This window comes from Bradyrhizobium sp. NBAIM01, assembly GCF_020194115.1.
GTDB lineage: Bacteria > Pseudomonadota > Alphaproteobacteria > Rhizobiales > Xanthobacteraceae > Bradyrhizobium > Bradyrhizobium yuanmingense.
Genome location: NZ_JADYVU010000005.1, coordinates 100,720 through 126,880 on the forward strand (window position 1 = coordinate 100,720; position 26,161 = coordinate 126,880).

A 26,161-nucleotide genomic window follows, 5' to 3' on the forward strand; every position below is an offset into this window, starting at 1 on the left:
TTTCAGCCAAACTGTTATTGGTCTCTTTGCCCGGGGCAGGGTCTCTCATTTGGAGTCCTGCAATGTTCAAGCGCGTATTTTCTGCGTGCGTCTTCGTTGCCCTGGGTTCTGTCGCTTCGGAAGCGCGCCCTTATCGCATTCATCAAGCTCCCGAATGCAACGTCACCATGCCCTGCGACTTCTCCTATTCGCAGACGCGACGCGAGCGGGCTGCCAGGCCCTCACTGGCTTCCAGATCTTCGTTGATTTCCAGGCCCTCACTGCAAGCGTATCGCTCGACACAACTGACGGTGACTGATGCTGGGAGCACGACCACGCCGGCGGCCGTCTCCGGTGCCCACGGCACTCGCATTGTCGGTGGCCGTCCGGCCGGTTGCCCTTCGTCGTTCTGCGGCTGCGGCGCGGCTCTGCGCGTGTTCGGCCGTATCGTGCCGGAATTAAATCTTGCGTCCAATTGGCTCCGCTTTCCGCGGACAACACCCGCACCGGGAATGGTTGCTGCGCGACGAGGACACGTGTTCGTCCTTGAGCAGCACCTCGGAGGCGACGTCTGGATGGCCTATGACGCCAACTCGGGTGGGCGCGCGACGCGAATCCACGCGCGTTCGCTGCGAGGGTATACGATTGTCAACCCGCGCGGTGGCTCGGTGGCTTGAGGCCAGCGGATAGCACTCCAAAAACGGCGGACGGGTCGCAACATCTTTGCGACCCGCCAACGCCGAACGCCGAGCCGATCACAGCCGGAGCACCTTGCCGGGATTCATGATGTTGTGCGGATCGAGCGCGCGTTTGATGGTGCGCATGATGTCGAGCTCGGTCTTCGAGCGGTAGTGGCTGAGCTCGTCGAGCTTGTCGATGCCAATGCCGTGCTCCGCCGAGATCGAGCCGCCCATGGAGGTGACGAGATCGTTCACAGCGCGCGTGATGGCGGCCGCGTATTGGTTTAGCGTCTGCTGGTCCATGCCCTTCGGCCCCATGAACGAAAAGTGCAGATTGCCGTCGCCGATATGGCCGAGCGGATAGGGCCGAATGGTCGGGAGAATGTCGAGCACGGCCTTGAGGCCCTTGTCGATGAACTCCGGGATTCTGGAGATCGCCACCGACACGTCGAAACTGATCCCCGGTCCCTCGGCGCGGGAGGCCTCCGCCATGGCTTCGCGGATGCGCCACATGTTGCGCGATTGACCGAATGTGTGCGCGATCGTCGCATCCAGCACGCGGCCGGCTTCGAGCTGATCGGTGAGAAACTGCTCCATCTTGCCGGACATGCCCTCGGTTCCGTCCTGCCGCGGGCGCGCCGACGACCATTCCAGCAGCAGGTACCAGGGCGTATCCGCCTTCAGCGGATCCTGCGTGCCGGGAATGTGGCGCAGGGAAAGGTCGATGGCCGCCCGGCTGAGCAGCTCGCAGGAGCCGACATTGTCCTCGGATGCCGCGTGCGCCTCGGACAGGATTTCCAGCGCCGCGCGGGGATCGCGGATCGCCAGCCACGCCGTGCAGACGTCCTTCGGTGCCGGCCACAGCTTGAGCACGGCCTTGGTGATGATGCCCAGCGTCCCCTCGGCGCCCATGAACAGGTGCTTGAGGTCGTAGCCGGTGTTGTCCTTCTTGAGCGCGCGCAATCCGTCCCAGACCTCGCCATTCGGCAGCACGACCTCGAGCCCCAGCACGAGATTGCGGGCATTGCCGTAGCGCAGCACCTGCACGCCGCCGGCGTTGGTGGAGAGATTGCCGCCGATCATGCAGGAGCCCTGGGCACCGAGGCTCAGCGGCAGGAAGCGGTCGTGCTCGCTTGCGGTCTCCTGAAGTGTCTGTAACACGCAGCCGGCCTCGACCGTCATCGAATAGCCGACGGGATCGACATCCAGCACGCGGTTCATCCGGCCGAGCGACAGCACGATGCCGGTGTGCGCAGGCCAGGGCGTCGCCCCGCCCATCAGGCCGGTGTTGCCGCCCTGCGGCACGATCGCGACGCCGTGCTCGTGGCAGAGCCGGACCACTTTCGAGACCTCCTCGGTGCTGCCAGGGCGAACGACGGCTCCGGCGTTGCCGACCAGCAATCCCCGCCAATCCGTCACAAACGGCTGCTTGCCATGCTCGTCCTCGATCAGGCCTTTGTCGCCGACGATCGCGCGCAACGCATCGCGCAATGGTTCGGTCACGGGAGCGGTCGGGATGGTGGGCAGGGACGTCGGGAGCGGCATTTGTTTCCTCTGGCACATCTTTGTGTGTACTGAGCGCGCGAAGCGCCGCAGCCATTGTCCACGTTTACGCTGCCGAGTCTAACGGCAATGCGCCACGCGTGTGGGGAGTTTGGGTCGGCCTGACCGCTTGGAACGGTCCGCAGCAGCACGACGTTTGCTTCTCGGCACAACAGGAGAGCCGCATGGCGAAGGTTGACGAGGAGCCCATCCGGGTGAGAGCCCACCAGCTTTGGGAACTCGCAGGCAAGCCGGAGGGCCGCCAGGACGAGTTCTGGCGAGAAGCCGAGCGCGAATTATCAAACGACGCCGGCGCAAATGCCGAAGAATCCTCAAAGACTTTCACGGAGTAATCCGCGAGCGAACGGTCTGGCGCTATCGGGCTTCAACCAGCTGGCGGGCATTGGCCATGGCTGCGCCCGAAGCGGTGTTGTCGAAAATGCACCAGACCGAGGCCGCCGCGCATCCGGCCAGCCGCACCTTGAGCGCCGCCAAGGCAGCCGCGTCATAGCTGGAATAATAGACCCTCGGTGAACCGTGAAGCCGAAAATAGGCCAGCCCGGTCCAGCCGCCGGGCGCAGCGCCATTGGCGGCACGCGGTGGATCCGCGGCCACCCGCGCGACGCCTCGTTGCGCCAGCCAGTCGTCGGCCGGCCTGGTGAACCAGCTCGCGTGCCGTGGCTCGCAAACCACCGGCACCTGCCCCCCTTTCTGCAGCGCTATTACGAGCTTCCCGGCGCCGCGCCTTGCGAAGATTGTCGACGAAGGCAATTGCAGCAGCAGCACGCCGAGCTTTTGCCCAAGGCCGGAAATCTCCTCGCAGAACCGATCGACGTCCGCGCGATCGAACCTCAGCTCCGGCGCATGGCTGATCGATTGCGGGACCTTGACCGCAAAACGGAAGCCGGCCGGCACCGCAGCGCTCCATCGCTCATATGTCGTGCGCCGATGCGGACGATAGAACGACGTGTTGATCTCGGTGCAGTTCAGCACTGAGGCGTAGCGCTCAAGGTGGGAGCCCTCGGCCTTGAACGCATCCGCATGCTGGGACGGCACGTTCCATCCCGCCGTGCCAATCCGAAGGGCATGCTTGCGCGTCCGTCCAGGCCTGTCTGTCATCGCCACAGCATAGGAGGCATCTTTGCGGCGTGGTCATGTCGGAACGATTTGGCCCGCCTTCACGACACTGCGGGGCTCTGTTTCTTCTGTCAAACCGGAAGGCAGAAGACGTGGTTCCTTCTCACGCCATCGCCACTTGCGGCTTCGGCTGCCGCGACAGCGCCAGCACGATCAGGGCCGCGAACACGCAGAGCGCGCCGGCGATGAAGAAGGCGGGCAGGTAGCTCTGGTAGACTGTGCGCGAGAACCCCGCGCCGAACGCCGCGGCGCCGGCGCCGAGCTGATGGCCGGCGAAGATCCAGCCGAACACCAGATTGGCGCGCTCGGGCCCGAACTTTTGCGCGGTGAGCCGCACCGTCGGCGGCACCGTCGCGATCCAGTCGAGACCATAGAACATCGCGAAGACCGAGAGGCCGTAGAAGGAGAAATCGCTGAACGGCAGGAAGATCAGCGAGAGCCCGCGCAGGCCGTAGTACCAGAACAGGAGCCAGCGATTGTCGTAGCGGTCGGACAGCCAGCCCGACATGATCGTGCCGAAGAAGTCGAAGATGCCCATCGCCGCCAGCAGGCTCGCCGCCTGCACCTGCGGGATGCCGAAATCGAGGCACATCGGGATCAGGTGCACCTGCACCAGCCCGTTGGTGGAGGCGCCGCAGATGAAGAAGGTCGCGAACAGGATCCAGAACGTCATCGACGTCGAGGCGTCGCGCAGCGTGCCGAGTGCAACGCCCGTGATCGAGCCGTGGCTGACGGGCGGCGCGGGCAAGGGTGCGGTGCCTTCGTCGCCGAACGGCCGCAGGCCGACGTCGCTGGGGCGGTCACGCATCGCGAGCAGCACGGCCAGCGCGGAAACACCGAGCATGATGCAGACGAGGCCGAGCGCGAGGCGCCAGCCATAGCGCTCGGTGAGGCTTGCCAGCAGCGGCAGGAACACGAGCTGGCCGGTGGCAACGCTCGCCGTCATGATGCCGATGACGAGGCCGCGTCGTGCCGCGAACCAGCGCGTGGCGATGGTCGCGCCGAGCACCAAGGCCGTCATGCCGGTGCCGATCCCGATCACCACGCCCCAGAGGGCAATGAGCTGCCAGACCTCCGTCATGCCGAGCGAGAGCACGAGCGCCGAGACCACGATCAGCTGGGCGGCCAGCGTGACGTTGCGCAGGCCATAGCGGTTGAGCAGGGCGGCCGCGAACGGCGCCATCAGTCCGAACAGGATGAAGCGGATCGACAGCGCGGACGAGATCTCCGCCGTGCTCCAGCCGAACTCCTTCTGCAGGGGAACGATGAACACGCCGGGCGCGCCGACCGTGCCGGCGCTGATCAGCGCGGTGAGGAAAGTCACGCCGACCATCACCCAACCGTAATGAATGTTACGGCGGGACAGTGCTGCCGCGAGCCAGTTCGAGATCATTGGGCCTCAACATTGATGGGCAGGCCGAGACAGACCTGCGTCAGTCTAGAGAATGACACGGGATGTATCTGTCGCAAATGACAGAGTTCCCTCGTTTCCGGACGTCCGCGTCAGCGGCGTTCCACCGCGATGGCCGTGGCTTCACCGCCGCCGATGCAGAGTGCGGCGATGCCGCGCTTGAGGTTGTTGGCCTCCAGCGCATGCAGCAGCGTCACGATCAGCCGCGCGCCGGTGGCGCCGATCGGGTGGCCCAGCGCGCAGGCGCCGCCATTGACGTTCAGCTTGTCGCGGGGAATGCCGAGGTCGCGCTGCGCCGCCATCGCCACCACGGCAAAGGCCTCGTTGATCTCGAACAGGTCGACGTCGCCCGCGCTCCAGCCGACCTTGTCCAGCAGCTTGCGGATCGCCGGGATCGGCGCCGTGGTGAACCATTGCGGCTCCTGGCTATGGGTGGCGTGGCCCTTGATCTCGGCGAGAACAGGCAGGCCGCCCCGGTCGGCAAGCGCGCGCTTCGTCAGCACCAGCGCGGCGGCGCCGTCGGCATTGGCGGAGGAGGCGGCCGGCGTGATGGTGCCGTTGGCGCGGAATGCCGGCTTCAATCCGGGGATCTTGGCGGGGTCGACCTTGAGCGGATGCTCGTCATTGGCGATCACGCGCGGTCCGGCCTTTTCGGTCAGCGTGATCGGCGCAATCTCGGCCTTGAACGCGCCGCCCTCGACGGCCTTGCGGGCGCGGCTCAGCGTCTCCATCGCATAGGCGTCCTGATCCTTGCGGGTGAATTGATAGGCTTCCGCCGTGGCTTCGCCGAAATCGCCCATGGAACGGCCGGTCTCGTAGGCGTCCTCCAGGCCGTCCATCATCATGTGGTCGATGATGCGGTCGTGGCCGACGCGATAGCCGCCGCGCGCCTTGGCGAGCAGGTAGGGCGCGTTGCTCATGCTCTCCATGCCGCCGGAGACGACGATGTCGGCCGAGCCGGCGCGGATGATGTCGTGCGCCAGCATGGTCGCCTTCATGCCGGAACCGCAGACCTTGTTGACGGTGGTGGCACCGGTCGCATCAGGCAGACCGGCGCTGCGTGCGGCCTGGCGCGCCGGCGCCTGGCCTTGGCCTGCCGGCAGCACGCAGCCCATGAAGACCTCGTCGACCTTCGCGGGCGCGAGCTTGGCGCGTTCGAGCACCGCCCCGATTACGTGTGAGCCGAGCTTGTGGGCCGGGAGCGGCGACAACTCGCCCATGAAGCGGCCGAGCGGGGTGCGTGCGGCGGAGACGATGACGACGGGATCGGCGGCTTCGGCCATGACGAGAACTCCCTGGCGATGACGTGTAAGATGATGAACATCATATGATGCGGCGCAAAAAATGCAACCGCGGTTGGGATGAGAAAATGTCGTGGGTCGGATGAGATTTGGTCACTCCCTCGTCCGTGTCCCGGACGCGGCGCGACGTGCAACGTTGCGACGCAGAGCCGGGACCCAGATCGCGCCGACCTCATCGGTGCATGGGCCCCGGCTCAGCAGCGCACCGCCAAGCGGGCGCTGCGCTGCGTCCGGGGCACGGCAACCTGCATCCTACCGCTTCCGGTTGACAAACGCGCCCATCAGCCGCGTCGGCTCGTCCGTCAGGAATGACTCGCCGAACACTTTCACGCTCAAATTCACCGACTCGGTCAGCGGCAGTTCCTCCCATTGCCGCAGCAGCGCCTTTTGCGAGCGCAGCGCCTCGGGGCCGCATTCGAGCAAGGCCTTCACTAGATGCTCGACCTCGGCATCGAGCTCGCCGGGCGCAGCGACCTTGTCGACCAGGCCCCATGCCAGCGCCGTGGCTGCATTGATGTTCTCCGCCGTCATCACCAGCCAGCGCGCGCGGGCCCAACTGATCAGGCGCGGCAACAGCGCGGCATGGATCACCGAGGGGATGCCGACACGCACCTCGGGCATGCCGAAATGGGCATCATGCGCGGCGACGCGGAAGTCGCAGGCCGCCGCCACTTCGAGCCCGCCGCCGAGGCACCAGCCCGGCATGCGTGCGATGATCGGGGCAGGGAAGGCGCGCACCGCCTCGCAGAGATCGCGCAGGCGGCTGATGAATGCCTCGGCGGATGTCTGGTCGAGCCCGGCCATCTCCTTGATGTCGGCTCCGCCGATCAGGCTCTTCTCGCTCTGTCCGCGCAGCACCACGACGCGGATGCTGCGGTCGGATGCGAGCTGCTGCAGGCCTTCGCGCACGGCGTCGGTCACGGGCGAGCCGAGGATGTTGAGCGGGCCGGCGTTGCAGATCGCGACATGAACGACGCCGCGCGCATCGCGCGTCACGCCGCAATGATTGTTGAGCATTTCCATCGTGGGATCTCGAAAGGTTTCGTGGACATGCGCGGGGCGCGCCGGTCGGGATCACTTCCGGGCCGAAACGTACGTCTTGTCAAGCGGCGGGGAGGGCGGGTTGCCAGCGTGAAGTCCGTGGCATAGTATGACGAATATCATCTAAAGAGGCTGCCATGACCGGTGACGATCAACCCGACCTGTTTTCGCCCGCGCAGAGGCGGGAACGCGTAGTGGACTGGCAGGTGCCTGCGCCGGTGGCGCGGGCGGCGATGGGCCTGTCGGGCATGGATGCCATGCTGGGCATCCGTGACGGCCGCCTGCCGCCGCCGCCCTTCGCCAAGCTGATCGGGTTCATCATGGCCGTGGTCGAGCCGGGCCGTATCGTCATGGAACTGCAGCCGCGCGAGGATCTCGAAAACACCATCGGTCTTCTCCACGGCGCGACCGCCGCGGCGCTGCTCGATACCGCGATGGGATGTGCCATCTCGACCCGGCTTGAGGCCGGACAAAGCTCGGTGACCCTCGATCTGAAGCTGACGTTTCTCCGCCCCCTGTCGGTTCGCTCGGGGCTGATCTCGGCCGAGGGCAAGATCATCAAGCTGGGGCGGCAGACCAGCTATACCGAGGGTTTCGTTCGCGACGGGAAGGGGGCCCTCGCGGTGCACGCAACTGCAACGTTCTCCATGATCGGAAGCAACTTGACATGAATTAATGCACCCATCGCGGCATTTGCGTGTTATGAGATGATCTCCGACATTCAATGAGATCCGCATGCGCTATTCCCGGGAACACAAGCAGGAAACCCACGATCGCATCGTGAAGAAGGCCTCGGTGCGGCTGCGGGAGAAGGGCGCCCACGGTATCGGCGTCGCCGACCTCATGAAGGAGGCGGGCCTGACCCACGGCGGCTTTTACGCGCATTTCGATTCCCGCGAGGCGCTGGTGATCGAGGCTTTTGCCTACGCGATGGACCGTTCGATGGAACACTGGCGCAAGCTCACCGGCGAGGTCGCTCCGGAAAAGCGGCTGGCGCTGATCGCGGAAAGCTATTTGTCCACGCTCCATCGCGACAATCCCGGTCACGGCTGCTCGATTCCCGCGCTGGGAGCCGAGATCGCCCGCGAGAGCCCGAAGACACGCAAGGCCTTTGCCGGCAAGCTGGACGAGATGATCGAGGCGCTGACCGACACCATCCCGAACATGCCCCGCAAGGCGGCACGCAAGCAGGCGATCGCGACGCTCGCGACGATGGCCGGAACCATGCTGCTGGCGCGCATCGCCGGCTCGAGCGAATTGTCCGACGAGATGCTGAAGGCCGGCCGGGACCACGCGCTCGAGGGAGCGAAGCGTGAGTCGAAGGTGGCGGCCGCGAAGAAGGCGAAACAGAACTAGGCGAAATGCCGTGTAGGGTGGGTTAGCCATGCGATTGCGCGAAGCGTATTCGCTTGGCGTAACCCACCACTGTGTTCGTCCGCGGAGACGGAAGAGGTGGGTTACGCCTTCGGCTAACCCACCCTACGAGACCCCTAAGAGACCGCCGTTCACCGCCCAGCAAACAACGCCCGCTCGCGCTCGACAATCTCCGAGATGTAATCCGCCACGGCCCTGATCCGCGCCAGGTCCTTGCTGTCGGCGTGCATCAGCATCCAGAACGTCCGCGTGATCGAGATTTCGTCGGGCAGCACGGCGACGAGCTGCGGATAGTCGCTCGCCATGAAATGCGGCAGCACCGCGATGCCGAAGCCTGAGAGCGTGGCGTTGAGCTGGGCGATCAGATTGGCGCTGCGGAAGCGCGCCGAGATTCGCGGCGACACCTGTGGCAGATAGTCGAGCTCCGGCGTGAACAGGAGTTCCTCGATGTAACCGACGAAGCGGTGCTGCGTCAGATCCTGCCGCGAGGCGATTTTCGGGAAGCGGTCCAGATAGGCGGGGGCCGCGTAGAGCCCAAGGCGATAGTCGAGCAGCTTGCGGCCGACGATGCGGCCTTCCTTGGGCATGGTCAGGCTGATGGCGATGTCGGCCTCGCGCTTGGAGAGGCTGAACAGCCGCGCGGTTGCTACAAGTTGCAAGTCGAGATCGGGATAGCGGTCCGCGAAAGGCGTCAGCCGCGGCGCCAGGAAGGCGGTGCCGAACCCATCAGGCGCGCCGATCCGCACCGTGCCGGTCAGCCGCGCCACGGAGCCGCCGACCTGCTCCTGGTTGGCGACGATGGTCGATTCCATGGCTTCGGCGCTGTCGGCGACGCGCTGGCCGGCCTCGGTGAGGAGGTAGCCGGTCTTGCGCCGGTCGAACAGCTTGGCCGAGAGGTGCTTCTCCAGCCGGTCGACGCGGCGGATCACGGTGGCATGGTCGACCCCCAGCTGTTTTGCCGCAGCCGACACCGAGCCGCCCCGCACGATGGCCAGCACGAAGCGAAAGTCGTCCCAATCGATAGCGCCTTGATCCAGCATTTTCGCACATCTATGGTGCATTATCTCAGACTTGAATCCTATAAAATGCAGGTCAATAGGATTTGTCAAAGCGACCACGCTCGGCCTGAAGGAGACCATTCCATGCGTTCAATCGGACATTTCATCGGTGGCAAGGAGGTCAAGGGCACCTCTGGCCGCACCGCCGACGTTTTCGAGCCGATGACCGGTGACGTTCAGGCCAAGGTGGCGCTGGCGTCCAAGGCCGAGGTCCGCGCCGCCGTCGAGAACGCGCGCGCCGCACAGCCCGAATGGGCCGCGACCAACCCGCAGCGCCGCGCCCGCGTCATGATGAAATTTGTTGAACTGGTACAGCGCGATTACGACAAGCTCGCCGAGCTGCTCGCGCGCGAGCACGGCAAGACCGTCCCCGACGCCAAGGGCGACATCCAGCGCGGCCTAGAAGTCGCGGAATTCGCTTGCGGCATTCCGCATCTGATGAAGGGCGAGTACACCGAAGGCGCTGGCCCCGGCATCGACATCTATTCGATGCGTCAGCCGCTCGGCGTCGTCGCAGGCATTACGCCGTTCAATTTCCCGGCGATGATCCCGATGTGGAAGTTTGCGCCGGCGATCGCCTGCGGCAACGCTTTCATCCTCAAGCCCTCGGAGCGCGACCCCGGCGTGCCGATGCTGCTCGCTGAACTCATGATGGAAGCGGGCCTGCCGGCCGGCATCCTCAACGTCGTCAACGGCGACAAGGAGGCGGTCGACGCCATCCTCGACGATCCCGACATCAAGGCCATCGGCTTCGTCGGCTCGACGCCGATCGCGCAATACATCTACGAGCGCGCCGCGCAGACCGGCAAGCGCTGCCAGTGCTTCGGCGGCGCCAAGAACCACGCCATCGTCATGCCCGACGCCGACATGGACCAGGCCGTGGACGCGCTGATCGGCGCCGGCTACGGCTCGGCCGGGGAGCGCTGCATGGCCGTTTCCGTCGCGGTCCCCGTCGGCAAGTCCACCGCCGACCGCCTGATGGAAAAGCTGATCCCGCGCGTCGAGTCGCTCAAGATCGGCACCTCGATCGATCCGTCGGCCGACTACGGTCCGCTCGTGACCCGCGAGGCGGTCGAGAAGGTCAAGAGCTACATCGACATCGGCGTCAAGGAAGGCGCGACGCTCGCCGTCGACGGCCGCGGCTTCAAGATGCAGGGCTACGAGAACGGCTTCTATCTCGGCGGCTCGCTGTTCGACAACGTCACCAAGGACATGCGGATCTACAAGGAAGAGATCTTTGGCCCGGTGCTCTCGGTGGTGCGCGCGCACGACTACAAGGAGGCGCTGGCGCTGCCGTCCGACCACGATTACGGCAACGGCGTTGCCATCTTCACCCGCGACGGCGATGCCGCGCGCGACTTCGCGGCCAGGGTCAACGTCGGCATGGTCGGCATCAACGTGCCGATCCCGGTGCCGATCGCTTATTACACCTTCGGCGGCTGGAAGAAATCGGGCTTCGGCGATCTCAACCAGCACGGACCGGATTCGATCCGCTTCTACACCAAGACCAAGACGGTGACCTCGCGCTGGCCGTCCGGCGTCAAGGAAGGCGCGGAGTTCTCGATCCCGCTGATGAAGTAAGGCTGTAGCCCAGCCTGTCATTGCGAGCGCAGCGAAGCAATCCAGACTGTCACTGCGGAACTACTCTGGATTGCTTCGTCGCTTCGCTCCTCGCAATGACGAGAATAGTGAGCAGCCCAGCATGCAGTTCGCTCTGAACGAGGATCAGGTCGTCCTTCGCGACATGGCGCTGGCGTTTGCGGCGGAAAGGATCGCGCCGCACGCGCTGCGTTGGGACGAGGAGAAGTATTTTCCAGTCGAGGTGATGCGCGAAGCCGCCAAGCTCGGCATGGGCGGCATCTATATCCGCGACGATGTTGGCGGCTCCGCCATGACGCGGTTCGACGCAGCGCTGATCTTCGAGGCGCTGGCGACGGGCTGCCCGACCACCTCGGCCTTCATCTCCATCCACAACATGGCGAGCTGGATGATCGATGCCTTCGGCAGCGACACCCAGCGCCACCAATGGCTGCCGAAGCTCTGCACCATGGAGCTGATCGCAAGCTACTGCCTGACCGAGCCGGGTGCCGGCTCGGACGCCGCGGCGCTGCGCACGCGCGCCGTGCGCGACGGCGACCACTACGTCCTAAACGGCCAGAAGCAATTCATCTCCGGCGCTGGCGGAACGGATATTCTGGTCGCGATGGTACGTACCGGTGGCGACGGTCCCGGCGGCATCTCGACGCTCGTGATCGACGGCAAGGCGCCGGGTGTCTCCTTCGGCGCCAATGAACGCAAGATGGGCTGGAACGCGCAGCCGACCCGCGCGGTGATATTCGAGAACGCCCGCGTGCCTGTGGCCAATCGCCTGAGCGAGGAGGGCACAGGCTTCAAGATCGCGATGGCCGGCCTCGACGGCGGCCGTCTCAACATTACGGCGTGCTCGCTCGGCGGCGCGCAAGCAGCACTCGACAAGGCGCGCGCCTACATGAAGGAGCGCAAGGCGTTCGGGAAGCGGCTCGACGAATTCCAGGCGCTGCAATTCCGTCTCGCCGACATGGCGATCGAGTTGGAGGCCGCGCGCACCTTCCTGTGGCGCGCCGCCGCGGCGCTCGATCGCAAAGACCCCGACGCCACCATGCTCTGCGCCATGGCTAAACGCTTCGGCACCGATGTCGGGTTCGAGGTTGCCAACCATGCGCTGCAACTCCACGGCGGCTACGGCTACCTCAGCGAATACGGCATCGAGAAGATCGTGCGCGACTTACGCGTGCACCAGATCCTCGAAGGCACCAATGAAATCATGCGGCTCATCGTGGCGCGCAAACTGATCGAGGGCGCGCGATGAGCGGAGCGGAAGAGGGCGATCTGGTCGCGCGCGTCGAAGGCGCGGCCGGCATCATCAGGCTCAATCGTCCCAAGGCGATCAACGCCGTGACGCTGGAGATGTTTCGCGACATCGACAAGGCGCTCGACCGCTTCGAGGCTGATCCTGCAATTGCCGTGATCCTGCTGGAAGGCGCCGGCGAGCGCGGCCTCTGCGCCGGTGGCGACATCCGCGCGCTCTGGGAAAGCTCGAAAGTCAATGGCAACCTCGGCAAGATCCTGTGGCGCGAGGAGTACATCCTCAATGCCCGGATCAAGAAATTTCCAAAACCCTATGTCGCCTTCATGGACGGCATCGTGATGGGCGGCGGTGTCGGTCTGTCCGCCCATGCCAGCCACCGTATCGTCACCGATCGGACGAAGCTCGCGATGCCCGAAGTCGGCCTCGGCTTCTTCCCCGATGTCGGCGGCACCTATCTGCTGTCGCATTCGCCGGGCGAGATCGGCACCTATTTCGGGCTGACCGGCCAGACCATGAACGGGCCGGACGCGATCTACGCGAAGTTTGCCGATTGGGTGGTGCCGGCCGTGAGATTGCCGGAGCTGCGCGAGGCGCTGACCAAGCTGCGGTCCGGTGCGACCGCAGCCGATGTCAGCAAGCTCATCGACGGCTTCGCCTCCGGCGAGACTGCGGGGCCGGTCGCCGCCAGGGAGCCGGTCATCGATGCGTTGTTCGGCTTCGACCGCATGGAGGACATTGTCGCTGCGCTGAAGCGCGATGGTTCCGAGTTCGCGCTGGCCACGCTGAAGACGCTGAACGAAAAATCGCCGCGCGGCATGGTGGTCACGCTGAAGCTACTGCGCCTTGCGCGCGGATCGAGCCTGGAAGAGTGCCTGGTTCGCGAATACCGCGCCGCGCTGGAGGTGTTTCGGAGCGATGATTTTCGCGAGGGCGTGCGCGCCGCCGTGATCGACAAGGACCGCAACCCGACCTGGTCGCCGCCGCGGATCGAGGATGTGACGCCGGAGATGCTTGCGCCCTATCTCGCCGAGATCGGCGCGGACGAATTGAAGTTCAATTAACAACGCTGTAGCGGAGGAAACGACAATGGCGACGATCGCATTCATCGGTCTCGGCAACATGGGCGGCCCGATGGCGGCCAACCTCGTCAAGGCCGGCCACAAGGTGGTGGCGTTCGATCTTGTCGAAGCCTCGCGCAATCAGGCCAAGGCCGATGGCGCCAGCATCGCCGACAGCGCCCCGGCCGCGGTGAAGGGCGCCGATGTCGTCGTCACCATGCTGCCCGCAGGCAAGCACGTGCTCGGCGTCTGGAACGAGGTCGTGCCCGCCATGACCAAGAGTGCGCTGATCATCGACAGCTCCACCATCGATGTCGAAAGCGCGCGGGCCGCGCATGCGCTCGCCGCCAAGCACGGCGTGCTCTCGGTCGATGCGCCGGTCTCCGGCGGCACGGGCGGTGCCAAGGGTGCGACTCTCACCTTCATGTGCGGCGGCGAGGAGAAGGCATTTGCCGCGGCAAAGCCCGTGCTCGAGAATATGGGCAAGAAGATCGTGCATTGCGGCGGCGCCGGTGCCGGCCAGGCCGCAAAGATCTGCAACAACATGATCCTCGGCATTTCCATGATCGCGGTGAGCGAGGCCTTTGCGCTCGGTGAAAAGCTCGGGCTCTCGCATCAGGCGCTGTTCGATGTGGCCTCGACCTCGTCCGGCCAGTGCTGGTCGCTGACCACCTATTGCCCGGTGCCGGGCCCGGTGCCGACCTCGCCGGCCAACAACGATTACAAGCCGGGCTTTGCCTCGGCGCTGATGGTGAAGGACCTCACCCTGGCGCAGGATGCGGCCAAGGCTGCGGGCGCGGCGACGCCGCTCGGCAAGCATGCGCAGGAGATCTATCAGTCTTTCGACGCAGCCGGCCAGGGCGGGGTGGATTTTTCCGGAATTATCAAGCACGTTAGGAGTTTAGCCGGGAAAGCTTGATGACCACATTCCAGGAAGCACGCGCGTTCCTTCTGCAACATCGCACGGATTACGAGGCTGCGGTCAAAGATTTCCGCTGGCCTGATCCGGTTCCTTTCAACTGGGCGCTCGACTGGTTCGACGCCGAGCTCGCGGCCAATGCGGACAGCAAGGATCGGCCCGCGCTCTGGATCGTCGATGCCGCCCAGGACAAGCAGACGAAGCTGTCCTTCGCGGCGCTGTCGCGCCGCTCCAACCAGGTCGCCAACTTCCTCCGCGCGCAGGGCCTCCGGCGCGGCGACCATCTCCTGCTGCTGCTCGGCAACGTGGTTCCGCTGTGGGAGACGATGCTTGCCGCGATGAAGCTCGGCGTGGTCGTCATTCCCGCCACGACGCTGCTGACCGCCGACGAGCTGCGCGACCGGCTCGATCGCGGCAAGGCAAGGGCAGTGGTCGCCGCGCAGGACCAGGTCGCGAAATTCACGAGCCTAGGCGCCGAGAATGTCGTTCGCATCGTCGTCGGCGCGGCCTCCGACGGTTGGCTGGCATATGACGAAGCAGCAAAAGCTTCCGAAAGCTTCGCGCCTGATGGTCCGACCAATGCCGACGATCCGATGCTGCTGTATTTCACCTCGGGTACGACAGCAAAACCAAAATTGGTGCGACACAGTCAGCGCAGCTATCCCGTCGGCCATCTCTCGACGATGTACTGGATCGGGCTGAAGCCCGGCGACGTCCATCTCAACATCTCCTCGCCCGGCTGGGCCAAGCATGCCTGGAGCTGCTTCTTCGCGCCGTGGAATGCGGGTGCGACCGTGTTCGTGGTCAACCAGCCGCGCTTTGATGCCAAGTCGCTGCTTGCCACCATCGGCCGCTGCGGCGTCACCACGCTGTGCGCGCCGCCGACGGTGTGGCGGCTGTTCATCCAGGAGAACCTCGCCTCGTTCAAGGTGGCGCTTCGCGAGGTCTGCGGCGCCGGCGAGCCGCTCAATCCCGAGGTGATTGATCAGGTGCAGGCGGCCTGGGGCCTCACCATTCGCGACGGCTACGGCCAGACCGAGACCACGGCGCTCGCCGGCAATTCGCCGGGCCAGCCGATCAAGATCGGCTCGATGGGCCGTCCGTTGCCGGGCTATCGCGTACAGATCAGCGATGCCGACGGCCATCCCGCAAAGGAGGGCGAGGTGACGCTGGTGCTCGGCGCCGACCGCCCCGCCGGCCTGATGCAGGGCTATCAGGGCGACGACGGCAAATTGTCCGGCGCCGCAGGCGCGCTCTATCGCAGTGGCGACGTCGTATTCGCGGATGAGGACGGCTACTTGACCTTCGTCGGCCGCTCTGACGACGTCTTCAAATCCTCCGATTATCGCATCAGCCCGTTCGAACTGGAGAGCGTCCTGCTCGAGCACGAGCTGGTCGCGGAAGCTGCGGTGGTGCCGAGCCCGGATCCAATCCGGCTCGCGATCCCCAAGGCGTTCGTGCTGCTGACCGCGGGTGCAGAACGCTCGCCGGAAACCGCGCTATCGATCTTCAAGCACCTGCACGCGCGTCTGGCCCCGTTCAAGCGCATCCGCCGCCTCGAAATCGTCACCGAGCTGCCGAAGACGATCTCTGGAAAGATCCGCCGCGTCCAGCTACGACGGCTCGAACGCGACGACGATCGCAGCGATCCCTTGCGCGGCCGGGAATTCCGTGAGGAGGATTTTCCGGAGCTGGCGAAGACACGGAGTGAGACCTAAGTGAACGAAGTCTGGAAGAAGCCGCCTGTTACGCTCGAGGCCTATCAGGCCATGATCGGCAAGGAGATCGGCGTATCGTCGTGGCACCTGATCGATCAGCCCCGCATCGACAGCTATGCCGACGTGATCGAAGATCACCAGTTCATCCACGTCGATCCGGAACGCGCGAAGAAGGAAACCGCGTTCGGCACTACCATTGCGCATGGTTTTCTCACGATGTCGCTGCTGTCGATCATGTCCTACGAGGTGATGCCCGTGATTGCGGGCACCACGATGGGCGTGAATTACGGCTTCGACAGGCTGCGCTTCATCTCGCCGGTGCGCTCGGGCAAGCGCGTGCGCGGCCGCTTCGTGCTGGCGGAAGCCAAGCTCCGCAAGCCGAACGAATTGCAGTCCCGCACCAACGTTACGGTGGAGATCGAGGGCGAGGACAAGCCGGCGCTGGTCGCGGACTGGCTTGGGTTGATCTATTTCGCTTGATCTGAGGCGTCGTTGCCGGGCTTGACCCGGCAACCCATCGCTGCTCAAAAAGCCACCCAAAGTGCGGTGTCACCCTCTCCCCTTGTGGGAGAGGGTGGCTTCGCGAAGCGAAGCCGGGTGAGGGGTTTCTCTCCGCGGACTCGCTTGTAGAAGCAAACCCCTCATCCGGCGCCGTAGCCGACGCTACGCGTCGGCGTCCATTTTAGGTACGGCGGCCGTAGGCCGCCTATGCCACCTTCTCCCACAAGGGGAGAAGGAAGAACAAGGACTTTACTCATGCCAATCAGGTTCGACGGACGCGTCGCCATCGTCACCGGCGCGGGCAATGGTCTCGGACGCGCGCATGCGCTGGGGCTGGCGAGCCGCGGCGCCAAGGTCGTGGTCAACGATTTCGGTGGCGCGCGCGACGGCACCGGCGGCTCGCTGTCGCCGGCCGAGGCCGTGGTCGAGGAGATCCGCAAGGCCGGCGGCACCGCGATGGCCGACGGCGCCGACGTCTCCAATTTCGAGCAGGTCACCGCCATGGTCGAGCGCGCTACCAAGGAGTGGGGCAGCGTCGATCTCTTGTGCGCCAATGCCGGCATCCTGCGCGACAAGTCGTTCGGCAAGATGGAGGTGGCCGATTTCCAGAAGGTGCTCGACGTGCATCTCGTCGGCACCTTCTATTGCTGCAAGGCAGCCTGGGCCGGCATGCGCGACCGCAATTACGGCCGTATCGTGCTGACGACGTCGTCCTCCGGCCTCTACGGCAATTTCGGCCAGGCCAATTACGGCGCCGCGAAATCCGGCATGGTCGGCTTGATGAACGTGCTCGCTGAGGAGGGCCGCAAGAACGACATTCGCGTCAACATCATCTCGCCGACCGCGGCGACGCGCATGACCGAAGAGCTGCTGCCGCCGCAGGCGCTGCAGCTGATGAAGCCGAACGCGATCACCCCCGCGGTCGAGTACATGCTGAGCGAGGATGCGCCGAGCCGCACCATCATGGGCGCCGGTGCCGGCTCGTTTGCGGTGATCAAGATTTTGGAGAGCGAAGGCATCAACCTGCCGGAGAGCGAGTGGACGCCGGATGCGATCGCCGCGCATTTCGCCGAGATCAGCGACATGTCGAAGGCCAGGGCGCTGCAGGGCGCGTTCGAGCAGACGCAGAAATACGTCGCCCAGGCCGCGGCGCGGGCGGGGATCAAGCTTTAAGCGCGGCATAATCTCAGTCTCAGTCGTCATGGCCGGGCTTGACCCGGCCATCCACGTCTTCGTATCCGCGAACATCGCTCTCGTGGATGCCCGGGACAAGCCCCGGGCATGACGACCTTTGGTTTGGCACGCGGCTCGGCCTAAACTCACGCCATGACCATTACCGCCCCCCATATCGCCGTGATCGGCGCCGGTCCCGCCGGGCTGATGGCGGCGGAAGTGCTGGCGCAAGGCGGCGCCCCCGTCACCGTCTATGACGCGATGCCATCAGCGGGACGCAAATTCCTGATGGCCGGCCGCGGCGGGCTCAATCTCACTCACAGCGAACCGCTGTCCCAATTCATGGCGCGCTATCGCGAGGCCGCACCGAAGCTGCAGGCGGCGGTCGAGGCATTTTCGCCCGACGCACTGCGCGACTGGAGCGCGGCGCTGGGCGAGCCCACCTTCGTCGGCAGCAGCGGACGCGTGTTTCCCAACGCGTTCAAGGCCTCGCCCTTGCTGCGCGCCTGGCTGCGGCGGCTCGATGCCGCGGGTGTCCGCTTTGCGTTTCGCCATCGCTGGATCGGCTGGGACGGCGAGGGCCAGTTGATCTTTCAGACGCCGAAGGGCGTCTCCGCTATTGAAGTGAACGCCACGCTGCTCGCGCTCGGCGGCGCAAGCTGGCCACGCCTGGGCTCGGACGGACATTGGGTCGACATCCTCGCCGCAAAGGGCATTGCCGTCTCAAAACTGCGGCCGGCCAATTCCGGCTTCACGGTCGCTTGGTCCAAACTGTTCCGCGACCGGTTCGAGGGCCAGCCGCTCAAGGGCGTGGCGTTGACGATCGGCGCACACACGGTGCGCGGAGAGGCGATGATCACCCGCAGCGGCATCGAAGGCGGCGCGATTTACTCGTTGTCGGCGGAACTGCGCGAGGCTGTGCTGAATCTCGGGCAGGCGACGCTGATGATCGTGTTGCGGCCCGATCTCGACGCCACCGCGCTGATCACGCGGCTATCAGGCACGCGCGGCAAGCAATCGCTGGCGAACTTCCTGCGCAAGGCGGCGCAGCTGTCGCCGGTCGGCATCGGCCTCATGCAGGAGGCCGCCATCGCCTCCAGCCGCCCGCTCGCATCGTACTCGCCGGCGGAGCTCGCAGGGCTGATCAATGCCATTCCAGTTCAGCTCACCGGAGTGGCGCCGATCGATCGCGCGATCTCGACCGCGGGTGGAATTATGTTCGACGAGCTCGACGAGCAATTCATGCTGCGCAAATTGCAAGGTGTGTTCGCCGCCGGCGAGATGCTGGATTGGGAGGCGCCAACCGGCGGCTATCTCTTGCAGGCGTCCTTCGCGACTGGGGCTGCCGCGGGCAGGGGCGTGCTGGAGTGGCTCAAACGCTAACCCCGTCATTGCGAGCGCAGCGAAGCAATCCAGAATCCCTCCTCCGCGGAAGTCTGGATTGCTTCGTCGCAAGAGCTCCTCGCAATGACGGCCGTGGCAACGGCGCGCGTACACCTACCGCAGCTTCCCACGCGCGGCCACCGGCAGCGTGCCGATGATCTCCTCGCCGCGCACCATCACCACCTCGTCCATCATGTTGACGACGACGCAGACATGGTTCGGCACGATGCGGACGACATCGCCGACATTGGGCCGGGTATTGCTGCGGGAGAGATCGAGGAAGCCGTGCTCCTCGGCGAATTTGGCGATTCTGGCTTCGGGATGCTCCAGGATCAGGCCGTGGCCGTCGAGCCCGCCGGTATCCGTGGTCAGCGTCTTCGAGCCGGCATCGAGAATGCCGCGCTCGGGCGCGGCGCGGCTGACCACGGTCGAATAGATGTGCAGTGCGCAATCGTCCCAGGTCGCCGAGCCCGCGGCGACCTGCATGCGATCGTTGTAGATGTAGGTGCCGAAGCGGTGCTCGGTGCCGCCCTTGAGCTTGCCGATATTGACGAGGTTCGGCGTGCCGCCGGTCGAGACGATCTTGGCGTCGAGCCCGTGCGCGCGCACGCCAGCCAGCGCCTCGTCGTAGAACTTTTGGGCCTCAGCCCAGCCGGTCTCGGTCGGATACAGCATGAAGCCGGCGAACTCGAGGCCCTTGGAGGCCGTGATCTCGCGCGCCAGCGCAATGGCCTCGGCCGGGGTCTCGACGCCTGCGCGCTTGCGCCCGGTATCGCATTCGACCACGACCGAGAGCGGGCGGCCTGACGCCGCAGCCGCCTTAGGCAGGCCGGCGACGACGGTCGAATTGTCGGCCGCCACCGTCATGTTGGCCTTCGCCTGCAGCGCGCCGAGCCGCGCCATCTTCTCATCGCCCAGCAGATTGTAGCTGATCAGGATGTCGTCGATGCCGGCATTGGCCATGATCTCGGCTTCGCCCAGTTTCTGGCAGGTGATGCCCTTGGCGCCGGCCGCGACCTGCATCTTGGCAATGGTCGGGTTCTTGTGCGTCTTGATGTGGGGGCGATTGGCGATTCCGGCGTCGTCGCAGGCCTTCTGGATCCGCGCGATGTTGCGCTCGACCCTGTCCATGTCGATGACGGCACAGGGTGTGCCGTATTCGCGGGCGATCTTGGCTGCAAGAGTTGTTGTCATGAGTTATGCCTGTTCAATCTCTTCGCGGAGCATTTCGAGTTCGAGCCAGCGCTCTTCGGCGGCGGACAGTTCTTCGTGCGCCTTGGCGATGGCAGCCGAGGTGTCGTCGAATTTTTTGCGATCTTTCGCATAGAGACCGGGGTCGTCGAGCACACGCTGCAATTTTGCGATATCGGAGTGCAGCGTTTCTATCTTCTTCGGCAGCGTTTCCAGCGCGTGCTTCTCGTTGAAGCTGAGCTTGCGCTTGGGCGCGGACGAGGGGGCCGCGGCGCGCTCCTCTTTCTTCTCCACGGGAGCTTGCGCCTTCGCTGTCTCGCGCTTGAGGTCCGCACCGCGTTGGCTCAGCATGTCGCTGTAGCCGCCGGCATATTCGATCCACTTGCCGTTCCCCTCGGGCGCGATCACGGAGGTGACGACGCGGTCGAGGAAGTCGCGGTCGTGGCTGATGAGGATGACGGTGCCCTCGTAGTCGCCAAGCATCTCCTCGAGCACGTCGAGCGTTTCGAGATCAAGATCATTGGTCGGCTCGTCCAGCACCAGGAGGTTCGACGGCTTTGCCAGCGCCCGCGCCAGCATCAGCCGGCCGCGCTCCCCGCCCGAGAGTACCTCCAGCGGTGTGCCGCGTTGCTCCTGCGCGAACAGGAAGTCCTTCATGTAGCCGACGACGTGCTTCGGCTTGCCGCCGACCATGATTTGATCGCCGCGGCCGCCTGTGAGCGCTTCCGCCAGTGTCGATTTCGGATCGAGGCTTTCGCGATGCTGGTCGAGCGTCGCCATCTCCAGATTGGCGCCGAGACGTATCGTCCCGGAATCCGGCTGCATGCCGCCGGTGAGCAGGTTGACCAGCGTGGTCTTGCCGGCGCCGTTCGGCCCGATGATGCCGAGCCGGTCGCCGCGCTGGATGCGGGTGGAGAAATTCTCGACGATCTTGCGCTCGCCGTAGGATTTCGTGATGCCCTTGGCCTCGATCACCAGCTTGCCGGACTGCTCGGCTTCGCTGGCTGCGAGGTTGGCGCTGCCGGCGGTGCCGCGATAGTTGCGGCGCTGGGCGCGCAGCGCATGCAGATTGGCGAGCCGCTTGACGTTGCGCTTGCGGCGGCCGGAGACGCCGTGGCGCAGCCAGTGCTCCTCGTCGACGATCTTGCGGTCGAGCTTGTGCTGGTCGCGCTCCTCCTCGGCCAGCACCTCGTCGCGCCAGCTCTCGAACGAGGCAAAGCCGCGATCGATCTGCTTGATCCGGCCGCGATCGAGCCAAGCGGTGGAGCGCGAGAGATTGGTCAGGAAGCGACGGTCGTGGCTGATGATGACGAGCGCGCTGCGCCTGGAGTCGAGCTCCTGCTCCAGCCATTCGATGGTGGCGAGATCGAGATGGTTGGTCGGCTCGTCCAGCAGCAGGATGTCGGGCGAGGGCGCCAGCACGAAGGCCAGCGCCGCGCGGCGCGCCTCGCCACCGGAGAGGTTGTGCGGGTTCTCCTCGCCGGTGAGGCCGAGCTGCTCCAGGAGATAGCGCGCCTGGTGCTGGTCGTCCCCCGGCGCGAGCCCGGACTCGACATAGGCGAGCGTGCTCTTGTGCGCGCCGAAATCCGGCTCCTGCGGCAGGTAGCGCACCGTTGCGCCGGGCTGCACGAAGCGTGTGCCGGCGTCAGGCTCGACCAGGCCGGCCGCGATCTTCAGCAGGGTCGATTTGCCGGAGCCGTTGCGGCCGATCAGGCAGACCCGTTCGGATGGCGCGACGTTGAGCTCGACGCCCGACAGCAGCGGCGTGCCGCCGAAGGTCAGCCTGATGTCTTTGAGTTGGATCAGCGGCGGGGCCATGGCTAACTTTGGCTCGTTGCGGCCTGATCTGCGCGGCGGCGCTGGATCCGGCGCAGTGTCTGGTCGAGCGCCGAGAGGAAGCTGGAGCGGTCTCGCGGCGAGAACGAGCGCGGGCCGCCGGTGACTTCGCCGGCCGATCGCAGGTCCGTCATCAGATTGCGCACCGCCAGCGTCATCCCGATCGATTCTTCGGTGAACGGCTTGCCGTTCGGCGCGATCACGTCGGCGCCCGCCTTCACACAGCGGCTCGCCAGCGGAATGTCCGAGGTCACAACCACGTCGCCGGGCCTGGCGCGCTCGGCGATCCAGTCGTCCGCGGCGTCCATGCCGCTGCCCGCGGCGATGCGCTCGATCAGAGGGTCCTGCGGCACGCGGATGAAATTGCCGGCGACCACGCTCACGGGCACGCCGTGCCGGAGCGCCACGCGATAGATTTCGTCCTTCACCGGACAGGCGTCGGCGTCGACATAGATGCGGGTCGGGGTCTCGGTCATTCCGCCGCGTGGTACCGCATTCGGGTCGCAAAGGCGAGGGGATTGACCCCAGTTCCTCAGGCCCTACGATCGCTCCCGAAACAACAAGAACAGGGAAAGGCCAGTCATGCCGAACCGGCTCGAAACCTACCGCGTCGAGGCCTACAACACCGCCAGGCAGTCCGAAAACAAGATGCACGACGACAATGTGGCCCGCCGCTTCGGCTTTTCCGGCGGGCTGGTCCCCGGCGTCGACGTCTTCGCCTACATGATGCACGTGCCGATCGCGCGCTGGGGGCGGGACTTCCTGTCGCGCGGGCTGGTCGAGGCCCGCTTCATCAAGCCGGTCTATGACGGCGAGACCGCCGATGTCGATGCCACCGAGCACAACGGCCTGCTGACCATCGAGGTGTTCAGTCGCACCGAGCTGTGTGCCACGGGAACGGCGTCGCTGCCGGCGGCGGTGCCGGCATTGTCGTTGAGCGACTATGTCGAAGTCCCCGCCGCCGCCGAGCGCAAGCCTGTCAGTCCTGCGACATTCGAGCTGGGCAAATGGCTGGGCACGACGCCGCGCCGGTGGGCCGGGCAGGATGCGGCCGACTATCTCACTGACGTCAGGGAGGCCGATCCGATTTTTGCCCGCGAGAGCCTCGGCCATCCCGGCCTGATCCAGCGCGTCATGAACCGCGTCCTGGTGGACAACACCATCCTGGGTCCCTGGATCCACGTGGGCAGCCGCATGCAGCTGCTGTCCGCGGCGCGCGCCGGCGACGAGATCACGGCGCGGGCCAAGGTCACTGCGAATTACGAGAAGAAGGGCCACCGCTTCGTCGAGTTCGACGCGCTGGTCGTCGCCAACGGCACGACGCCGCTCGCGCATTGCCAGCACACCGCGATCTACCAGCCGCGCGAGCAGGCGGCGGCGTAGCGGACAGTTGGGAAAGCCCACGCCCGTCAATCAAGGACGTCGTCATTCCCCGCGAAGGCGGGGAATCCAGTACGCCGCAGCTTCTCGGTCAATCGCTGCCGTCTCGGAGTACTGGATCGCCCGGTCAAGCCGGGCGATGACAGTAGAGTTTGTGGCGACGATAGTGCCCCTTACGCCGCCTTGGCCTTCGCCTCCTGGATCGCGCGCCACACCCGCTCGGGGGTCAGCGGCATGTCGATGTGCTTGATGCCGTACTCCGACAGCGCATCGAGCACCGCGTTCACCACTGTCGACAGGCTGCCGGCGCAGCCGGCCTCGCCGCAGCCCTTGCTGCCGAGCGGGTTGGTGGTGGCGGGCACCGGGTGGTCGCCGACCGTCATGTTGGGGACGTCCTCCGCGCGGGGCAGGGCGTAGTCCATCAGCGAGCCCGTGATCGGCTGGCCATTGTCGTCGTAGCGAATGTGCTCCATCAGGGCCTGGCCGATGCCCTGGACCACGCCGCCATGGAGCTGGCCCGCGACCAGCATCGGGTTGATCACCGTGCCGAAATCGTTGACCGCGCTGTAGCGCACGATCTGCACCACACCGGTGTCCGGGTCGATCTCGACCTCGGCGACGTGGCAGCCGTTCGGGAACGCCGAGGCGACCGGTTCGCTGGTGTGGTCGACATCGAGGCTGTCAGGCACGCCCTCCGGCACCTTGCCGTCATGCAGCTTCTTCGCAAGCTCCATGATGTCGATGCTGCGATCGGTGCCGGCGATCGTAAAGCTGCCGTCGGCAAACTCGATATCGGCCTCGGACGCCTCCAGCATATGTGCAGCGGCGCGCTTGCCTTTCTCGATGACGAGCTTTGCGGCGCCCACAATGGCCTGGCCGCTCGCAGTGATCGAGCGCGAGCCGCCGGTGCCGTTGCCGGTGTGGACGATGTCGCTGTCGCCCTGCACGAGCTTCACGCTCTCGAAGGGGACGCCGAGCTGCTCGCACAGCACCTGCGCGAACGGGGTGGCATGGCCCTGGCCGTAATCGAGCGTGCCGGTGATGAGCTGCACGGTGCCGTCAGGATCGAACACGATCTTGCCGAGCTCGGGGCTCGGCGGCGCCGTGACCTCGAGGTAGGAGCCGACCGCAATGCCGCGCAGCTTGCCGGCCTTCTTGCTCTCCTTCTTGCGCTTGGCGAAGTTCTCGTGGTCGGAGATTTCGAGCGCCTTGTTGAACACGGCCTGGAAGTCGCCGCTGTCATAGGTGACGCCGGAGGAGGCCGCGAACGGGATCTGGTTCGGCTTGATGAAGTTGCGCTTGCGCAAGGTCAGCCGGTTGATGCCCATCTCGTCGGCGGCGCGGTCGATCAGCCGCTCCATGTAATAGTTCGCCTCGGGCCGGCCGGCGCCGCGATAGGCCCCCATCAGCGTGGTGTTGGTCAGTACCACCTTGATGTCGACCGCCATCAGCGGCGTGCGATAGACGCTGGAGAAGTTCTTGCCGGTATTGAGTGAAAGCGGCCCCGGCGCGACTCCGGTGATGTAGGCGCCGAGATTGCCGTAGCCGGACAGCTTTGCGGCGAGGAAGTGCCCCTCGGCATCGAGCGCGAGCTCGGCATGGATCTTCTGCGCGCGGCCGTGACTGTCGGAGAGGAAGCTGGTGGAGCGCTCGTCGAGCCACTTCACCGGGCGTCCCAGTGCCTTCGCCGCATACAGAATGCACATGTACTCGGGATAGTTGATGTTCTTCATGCCGAAGGAGCCGCCGACATTGGCGGTGAGAATGCGCACCTTCTCGTTCGGCACTTTCAGGTTCTTGGCGAGATTGGCGCGGTTGCCGGCAACGCCCTGCGTCGGCACCTGAAGCGTGTAGCGCTCGGTCTTCTTGTCGTAGGAGGCAAGCCCCACGCGCGGCTCCATCGAGACCACGGCAACGCGGGTGTTCTCGATGTCGAGCTTGGTCACATGAGCGGCGCCGGCGAAGGCGGCGTTCACCTTGTCCATGTCGCCATAGTGGTAGTCGAGCGCGACGTTACCAGGAATGTGGTCATAGAGCTGCGGCGCGCCGGGCTTGGCGGCTTGCTCCGGGTCCGTCACCGCCGGCAGCGGCTCGATGTCGAGCTCGACCGCCTCGGCCGCGTCGCGCGCCTGAGCCAGCGTCTCGGCCACCACGAAGGCGACGGGATCGCCGACGAAGCGGACCTTGTCGGTCGCCAGGGGCTGGCGGTTGGTCTGGAGCAGGGGCGAGCCGTCGCGGCTCTTCAGCGGCAGGCCGCAGGTGAAGGGGCCATAGCCGGCGGCATCAAGATCCTTCCCGGACCACGCCCCCAGCACGCCCGGCATGGCCTTGGCGGCATCGAGGCCGATGCTGCGGATGAATCCATGGGCATGGGTCGAGCGGACGATCACGGCATAGGCCTGGTTCGGCAGGTTGAAATCGTCGGTGTAGCGGCCCTTGCCGCGCACCAGCGTATCATCCTCCTTGCGGCGGACCGGTTGCCCGACGCCATACTTTTGCAGTGCAATAGCGTTCTCGAGCGTCGACGATTTGGTGTGTTCTTGCATGGGAATTGACCTGAAAAGCCGGCATTTGCGCATTTTCGCGGCAGCGGAGCACCGGACTCCCTCAAATAACCCACCACCCCCGTTC

23 protein-coding genes are annotated in these 26,161 nt (G+C 65.4%); 13 read left to right on the top strand and 10 right to left on the bottom strand.

Annotation, left to right across the window (positions count from 1 at the left end; genetic code table 11):
* The first annotated feature begins 62 nt into the window (after window positions 1-62).
* Window positions 63-656: a hypothetical protein gene (locus I6F31_RS18215; RefSeq protein ID WP_225185885.1), complete on the top strand. Its 594-nt coding sequence runs from the start codon at window positions 63-65 to the stop codon at window positions 654-656.
* Window positions 657-734: 78 nt separating this feature from the next.
* On the opposite strand, the gene I6F31_RS18220 is transcribed toward I6F31_RS18215, so the two are convergent.
* Window positions 735-2,204 carry an FAD-binding oxidoreductase gene (locus I6F31_RS18220; protein WP_225140189.1) on the bottom strand — a complete coding sequence of 490 codons (1,470 nt, stop codon included), beginning with the start codon at window positions 2,202-2,204 and terminating at the stop codon, window positions 735-737.
* A 182-nt stretch (window positions 2,205-2,386) separates the two neighbouring features.
* On the opposite strand from I6F31_RS18220, the gene I6F31_RS18225 reads away from it, so the two are divergent.
* Window positions 2,387-2,554: a DUF2934 domain-containing protein gene (locus tag I6F31_RS18225; RefSeq protein ID WP_225185886.1), complete on the top strand. Its 168-nt coding sequence runs from the start codon at window positions 2,387-2,389 to the stop codon at window positions 2,552-2,554.
* Window positions 2,555-2,576: 22 nt separating this feature from the next.
* On the opposite strand, the gene I6F31_RS18230 is transcribed toward I6F31_RS18225, so the two are convergent.
* From I6F31_RS18230 to I6F31_RS18245, 4 genes are all read right to left on the bottom strand, one after another.
* Window positions 2,577-3,320 (bottom strand): DUF72 domain-containing protein, encoded by a 744-nt coding sequence (locus I6F31_RS18230; RefSeq protein ID WP_051056846.1) that lies wholly within the window; start codon window positions 3,318-3,320, stop codon window positions 2,577-2,579.
* 121 nt (window positions 3,321-3,441) lie between these two features.
* On the bottom strand, window positions 3,442-4,731 hold the full coding sequence (locus tag I6F31_RS18235) for an MFS transporter (protein WP_109144071.1): 1,290 nt from the start codon (window positions 4,729-4,731) through the stop codon (window positions 3,442-3,444).
* Between the two features lie 110 nt (window positions 4,732-4,841).
* Entirely contained in the window at window positions 4,842-6,032 is a 1,191-nt protein-coding gene (locus I6F31_RS18240; protein ID WP_225185887.1) for an acetyl-CoA C-acyltransferase, read from the bottom strand.
* Window positions 6,033-6,302: 270 nt separating this feature from the next.
* Window positions 6,303-7,073, bottom strand: a complete 771-nt coding sequence (locus tag I6F31_RS18245) for an enoyl-CoA hydratase (RefSeq protein WP_225185888.1) — start codon at window positions 7,071-7,073, stop codon at window positions 6,303-6,305.
* 155 nt (window positions 7,074-7,228) lie between these two features.
* Between I6F31_RS18245 and I6F31_RS18250 the strand changes: the two genes are divergently transcribed.
* Together I6F31_RS18250 and I6F31_RS18255 are read left to right on the top strand one after the other, a co-directional pair.
* The gene (locus I6F31_RS18250) at window positions 7,229-7,762 is read left to right on the top strand and encodes a PaaI family thioesterase (protein ID WP_225185889.1); all 534 of its coding nucleotides are present in this window, start codon (window positions 7,229-7,231) and stop codon (window positions 7,760-7,762) included.
* Window positions 7,763-7,826: 64 nt separating this feature from the next.
* Window positions 7,827-8,447: a TetR/AcrR family transcriptional regulator gene (locus I6F31_RS18255; protein ID WP_036001077.1), complete on the top strand. Its 621-nt coding sequence runs from the start codon at window positions 7,827-7,829 to the stop codon at window positions 8,445-8,447.
* Window positions 8,448-8,596: 149 nt separating this feature from the next.
* Here I6F31_RS18255 and I6F31_RS18260 read toward each other — a convergent pair whose 3' ends face one another.
* Complete coding sequence (locus tag I6F31_RS18260; protein ID WP_036034254.1) at window positions 8,597-9,505, bottom strand: LysR family transcriptional regulator; 909 nt, start codon at window positions 9,503-9,505, stop codon at window positions 8,597-8,599.
* Between the two features lie 102 nt (window positions 9,506-9,607).
* On the opposite strand from I6F31_RS18260, the gene I6F31_RS18265 reads away from it, so the two are divergent.
* The 8 genes from I6F31_RS18265 to I6F31_RS18300 all read left to right on the top strand — a co-directional run bounded on the left by I6F31_RS18265 (window position 9,608) and on the right by I6F31_RS18300 (window position 19,123).
* Complete coding sequence (locus tag I6F31_RS18265) at window positions 9,608-11,104, top strand: CoA-acylating methylmalonate-semialdehyde dehydrogenase (RefSeq protein WP_036001072.1); 1,497 nt, start codon at window positions 9,608-9,610, stop codon at window positions 11,102-11,104.
* Between the two features lie 121 nt (window positions 11,105-11,225).
* Entirely contained in the window at window positions 11,226-12,371 is a 1,146-nt protein-coding gene (locus I6F31_RS18270) for an isobutyryl-CoA dehydrogenase (protein ID WP_057028900.1), read from the top strand.
* Window positions 12,368-13,432, top strand: coding sequence for an enoyl-CoA hydratase/isomerase family protein (locus I6F31_RS18275; protein WP_225185890.1), 1,065 nt, complete (start codon window positions 12,368-12,370; stop codon window positions 13,430-13,432). The genes I6F31_RS18270 and I6F31_RS18275 overlap by 4 nt, the downstream gene beginning before the upstream one ends.
* Window positions 13,428-14,348, top strand: coding sequence for a 3-hydroxyisobutyrate dehydrogenase (gene mmsB, locus I6F31_RS18280; RefSeq protein ID WP_346656495.1), 921 nt, complete (start codon window positions 13,428-13,430; stop codon window positions 14,346-14,348). The genes I6F31_RS18275 and mmsB overlap by 5 nt, the downstream gene beginning before the upstream one ends.
* On the top strand, window positions 14,348-16,066 hold the full coding sequence (locus I6F31_RS18285) for an AMP-binding protein (RefSeq protein ID WP_225185892.1): 1,719 nt from the start codon (window positions 14,348-14,350) through the stop codon (window positions 16,064-16,066). The genes mmsB and I6F31_RS18285 overlap by 1 nt, the downstream gene beginning before the upstream one ends.
* Window positions 16,067-16,546 carry a MaoC family dehydratase gene (locus tag I6F31_RS18290; RefSeq protein WP_225185893.1) on the top strand — a complete coding sequence of 160 codons (480 nt, stop codon included), beginning with the start codon at window positions 16,067-16,069 and terminating at the stop codon, window positions 16,544-16,546.
* A gap of 276 nt (window positions 16,547-16,822) precedes the next feature.
* Window positions 16,823-17,740 carry an SDR family NAD(P)-dependent oxidoreductase gene (locus tag I6F31_RS18295; protein ID WP_225185894.1) on the top strand — a complete coding sequence of 306 codons (918 nt, stop codon included), beginning with the start codon at window positions 16,823-16,825 and terminating at the stop codon, window positions 17,738-17,740.
* 153 nt (window positions 17,741-17,893) lie between these two features.
* Entirely contained in the window at window positions 17,894-19,123 is a 1,230-nt protein-coding gene (locus I6F31_RS18300; protein WP_225185895.1) for a TIGR03862 family flavoprotein, read from the top strand.
* 114 nt (window positions 19,124-19,237) lie between these two features.
* Here the strand turns inward: I6F31_RS18300 and I6F31_RS18305 are convergent, their stop codons facing one another.
* From I6F31_RS18305 to I6F31_RS18315, 3 genes are read right to left on the bottom strand one after another with little or no spacing between them, the layout of a single operon-like run.
* Window positions 19,238-20,317 carry a D-TA family PLP-dependent enzyme gene (locus I6F31_RS18305; RefSeq protein ID WP_225185896.1) on the bottom strand — a complete coding sequence of 360 codons (1,080 nt, stop codon included), beginning with the start codon at window positions 20,315-20,317 and terminating at the stop codon, window positions 19,238-19,240.
* Between the two features lie 3 nt (window positions 20,318-20,320).
* Window positions 20,321-22,132, bottom strand: coding sequence for an ATP-binding cassette domain-containing protein (locus I6F31_RS18310; RefSeq protein ID WP_225125770.1), 1,812 nt, complete (start codon window positions 22,130-22,132; stop codon window positions 20,321-20,323).
* A 2-nt stretch (window positions 22,133-22,134) separates the two neighbouring features.
* Window positions 22,135-22,626 (bottom strand): YaiI/YqxD family protein, encoded by a 492-nt coding sequence (locus I6F31_RS18315; RefSeq protein ID WP_225112214.1) that lies wholly within the window; start codon window positions 22,624-22,626, stop codon window positions 22,135-22,137.
* A gap of 106 nt (window positions 22,627-22,732) precedes the next feature.
* Between I6F31_RS18315 and I6F31_RS18320 the strand changes: the two genes are divergently transcribed.
* Window positions 22,733-23,533 (top strand): hypothetical protein, encoded by an 801-nt coding sequence (locus I6F31_RS18320; RefSeq protein WP_225112215.1) that lies wholly within the window; start codon window positions 22,733-22,735, stop codon window positions 23,531-23,533.
* A gap of 170 nt (window positions 23,534-23,703) precedes the next feature.
* Here I6F31_RS18320 and I6F31_RS18325 read toward each other — a convergent pair whose 3' ends face one another.
* A complete protein-coding gene (locus I6F31_RS18325) occupies window positions 23,704-26,076 on the bottom strand; it encodes a xanthine dehydrogenase family protein molybdopterin-binding subunit (protein WP_225185897.1) in 2,373 nt (790 codons plus the stop codon).
* Window positions 26,077-26,161 lie beyond the last annotated feature (85 nt).

Excerpts from the sequence above, each read along its gene's own strand:
- I6F31_RS18320 (WP_225112215.1), top strand. The coding sequence starts at position 22,733 with ATGCCGAACCGGCTCGAAACCTACCGCGTCGAGGCCTACAACACCGCC.
- I6F31_RS18225 (WP_225185886.1), top strand. The coding sequence starts at position 2,387 with ATGGCGAAGGTTGACGAGGAGCCCATCCGGGTGAGAGCCCACCAGCTT.
- I6F31_RS18265 (WP_036001072.1), top strand. The coding sequence starts at position 9,608 with ATGCGTTCAATCGGACATTTCATCGGTGGCAAGGAGGTCAAGGGCACC.
- I6F31_RS18215 (WP_225185885.1), top strand. The coding sequence starts at position 63 with ATGTTCAAGCGCGTATTTTCTGCGTGCGTCTTCGTTGCCCTGGGTTCT.
- I6F31_RS18305 (WP_225185896.1), bottom strand. The coding sequence starts at position 20,317 with ATGACAACAACTCTTGCAGCCAAGATCGCCCGCGAATACGGCACACCC.
- I6F31_RS18285 (WP_225185892.1), top strand. The coding sequence starts at position 14,348 with ATGACCACATTCCAGGAAGCACGCGCGTTCCTTCTGCAACATCGCACG.
- I6F31_RS18270 (WP_057028900.1), top strand. The coding sequence starts at position 11,226 with ATGCAGTTCGCTCTGAACGAGGATCAGGTCGTCCTTCGCGACATGGCG.
- I6F31_RS18255 (WP_036001077.1), top strand. The coding sequence starts at position 7,827 with ATGCGCTATTCCCGGGAACACAAGCAGGAAACCCACGATCGCATCGTG.
- I6F31_RS18230 (WP_051056846.1), bottom strand. The coding sequence starts at position 3,320 with ATGACAGACAGGCCTGGACGGACGCGCAAGCATGCCCTTCGGATTGGC.
- I6F31_RS18245 (WP_225185888.1), bottom strand. The coding sequence starts at position 7,073 with ATGGAAATGCTCAACAATCATTGCGGCGTGACGCGCGATGCGCGCGGC.
- I6F31_RS18235 (WP_109144071.1), bottom strand. The coding sequence starts at position 4,731 with ATGATCTCGAACTGGCTCGCGGCAGCACTGTCCCGCCGTAACATTCAT.
- I6F31_RS18325 (WP_225185897.1), bottom strand. The coding sequence starts at position 26,076 with ATGCAAGAACACACCAAATCGTCGACGCTCGAGAACGCTATTGCACTG.
- I6F31_RS18220 (WP_225140189.1), bottom strand. The coding sequence starts at position 2,204 with ATGCCGCTCCCGACGTCCCTGCCCACCATCCCGACCGCTCCCGTGACC.
- I6F31_RS18300 (WP_225185895.1), top strand. The coding sequence starts at position 17,894 with ATGACCATTACCGCCCCCCATATCGCCGTGATCGGCGCCGGTCCCGCC.
- I6F31_RS18250 (WP_225185889.1), top strand. The coding sequence starts at position 7,229 with ATGACCGGTGACGATCAACCCGACCTGTTTTCGCCCGCGCAGAGGCGG.
- I6F31_RS18260 (WP_036034254.1), bottom strand. The coding sequence starts at position 9,505 with ATGCTGGATCAAGGCGCTATCGATTGGGACGACTTTCGCTTCGTGCTG.
- I6F31_RS18295 (WP_225185894.1), top strand. The coding sequence starts at position 16,823 with ATGCCAATCAGGTTCGACGGACGCGTCGCCATCGTCACCGGCGCGGGC.
- I6F31_RS18310 (WP_225125770.1), bottom strand. The coding sequence starts at position 22,132 with ATGGCCCCGCCGCTGATCCAACTCAAAGACATCAGGCTGACCTTCGGC.
- I6F31_RS18275 (WP_225185890.1), top strand. The coding sequence starts at position 12,368 with ATGAGCGGAGCGGAAGAGGGCGATCTGGTCGCGCGCGTCGAAGGCGCG.
- I6F31_RS18240 (WP_225185887.1), bottom strand. The coding sequence starts at position 6,032 with ATGGCCGAAGCCGCCGATCCCGTCGTCATCGTCTCCGCCGCACGCACC.
- I6F31_RS18315 (WP_225112214.1), bottom strand. The coding sequence starts at position 22,626 with ATGACCGAGACCCCGACCCGCATCTATGTCGACGCCGACGCCTGTCCG.